2 protein-coding genes are annotated in these 1,641 nt (G+C 37.7%); one reads left to right on the top strand and one right to left on the bottom strand.

From position 1 onward, the window contains the following. Positions 1–97 precede the first annotated feature (97 nt). Positions 98–556 (bottom strand): DIP1984 family protein, encoded by a 459-nt coding sequence (locus EI161_RS14270; protein ID WP_077450785.1) that lies wholly within the window; start codon positions 554–556, stop codon positions 98–100. Positions 557–853: 297 nt separating this feature from the next. On the opposite strand from EI161_RS14270, the gene EI161_RS14265 reads away from it, so the two are divergent. Then, positions 854–1,444, top strand: a complete 591-nt coding sequence (locus EI161_RS14265) for a recombinase family protein (protein ID WP_192529920.1) — start codon at positions 854–856, stop codon at positions 1,442–1,444. The last annotated feature ends 197 nt before the right edge of the window (positions 1,445–1,641 follow it).

Genomic DNA, 1,641 nt, shown 5'->3' with positions numbered 1-1,641 from the left:
TGGTGTTCTTTTACATCAATTATGGCTACGTCTGATGCCAGCATACTTTTTAGAACACCACCGAATAGAGAATTATAAATTTAGTAGTCTACAAATCTTATTCAACAAGGTTAATTTGCCAGTTATTGGCTTGAATGACAATATTAATTTTGCGTAGTTTCATCGCCAGGTCATCGGCTTGCTTTTGTAACCCAGCTACTGAGACCATAATATTCCATTTAATTTCACGATGACTATAACGATCTGCCTCAGTGTCGGTCGCTTCAATTGCTTCAATTAATAGTTTGTGGCGCATCTCCAACGCCTCGCGTTCAACCAATAGCGTCAGCATTGATTGACCTTTATCCGTCTTAGCAACTGCATTGGTACGGTGAATACGTTCAATCAAAGTAGATAGCTCAGTAATGACTTGACTAGCCTCAATTATTAGATGACTTGGATCTTCATTTGGCGTATCGCCTTCTTGAACTTTAGCATTACTACGAATACGTCCTTTAATTTGAGCAAGTTTTTTTTGCATATCGCTACGAATAAGTAGGGCTTCTGCGAGTTTCATTTTTAGCTCCTTTTAACACCTTATTAGTATACCCCAAGGGAACAAGCTATTTCACCCCTCAAACGTATTAACAGACTACTTAAAGCAGACTGTTAACATGGAACCATCTGTAACATACTTTTGAATTATAGGACTGGTTGCTGTGCTTTTTTTCTATCATTAGCCTATACTTAAAATATAAACCCTCTAAACGATAGCCTATCTATCATTAGACTTGTTTCTAAAATTAAATGATAGTAATATCTTGCTATTATCAATGAACATTAATTATTAAGTCTAAGTAATAGAGGTGGCGTTATGACCGTTCGTATTTATGTGAGAGCCAGCACTAAGGATCAAGACGCTACCAGAGCATTAGCTGATTTGGTGGCTTTCAGTACAAGTTATGATGATAACTATATTGATTACGTTGAGCATTTTAGTGGTACGAAGCTCAATAGACCAGCCTTAGCTAAGCTATTAAAGGACGCTGATCAAGGCGATATTCTGTTGGTTGAAAGCGTGGATAGATTAAGCAGATTATCTCAAGATGATTTTGCGATTCTAAAGCAGCGTATCAAAGACAAGGGGTTACGATTAGTGGTGGCTGATTTGCCAACCACGCATACGGTTAGCGAAGGTATGACAGGCGACATTCTAAGAGTAATTAACGATATGCTGATCGATTTATTAGCGACGATGGCAAAGCTTGATAACGACAAGCGTAGAGAGCGTATCAAGCAGGGATTGGCTAACAGTGGCTATAAGCCCACTGGTAAGAAGCCTAATACAACGAAACACAATCGTATCAGAGAATTAGACAGTCAAAAAAATATGACAAAAGAGGAGATCGCTAAGGCAGTTGGTGTTGGGGTGGCTACGGTTTATCGAGTATTAAAGCAAGGATGATAGCTGAGGTATTTTAATTTTTTTATTTGCCTTTTTATAGACATAATGCGATCAGATATATAATGATTAATCTTATAGATTTTAATCATATATTCTGATTCGAAAAAATTGCCTCCGATATAGTAGGGGCGGTTCAAAGTAGCGGAGTTTTTCAAGCTAGTTGTCACCATAAACTAAATTAAGCGGCTCGTAATTGA

This window comes from Psychrobacter sp. FME5 (assembly GCF_014861375.1).
Classification (GTDB): Bacteria; Pseudomonadota; Gammaproteobacteria; order Pseudomonadales; family Moraxellaceae; genus Psychrobacter.
This window is presented reverse-complemented; position numbering and strand designations above follow the sequence as displayed.

What these genes read in the sequence shown, in the direction of transcription:
- EI161_RS14270 (WP_077450785.1), bottom strand. Translation starts at nt 556, where the DNA reads ATGAAACTCGCAGAAGCCCTACTTATTCGTAGCGATATGCAAAAAAAA.
- EI161_RS14265 (WP_192529920.1), top strand. Translation starts at nt 854, where the DNA reads ATGACCGTTCGTATTTATGTGAGAGCCAGCACTAAGGATCAAGACGCT.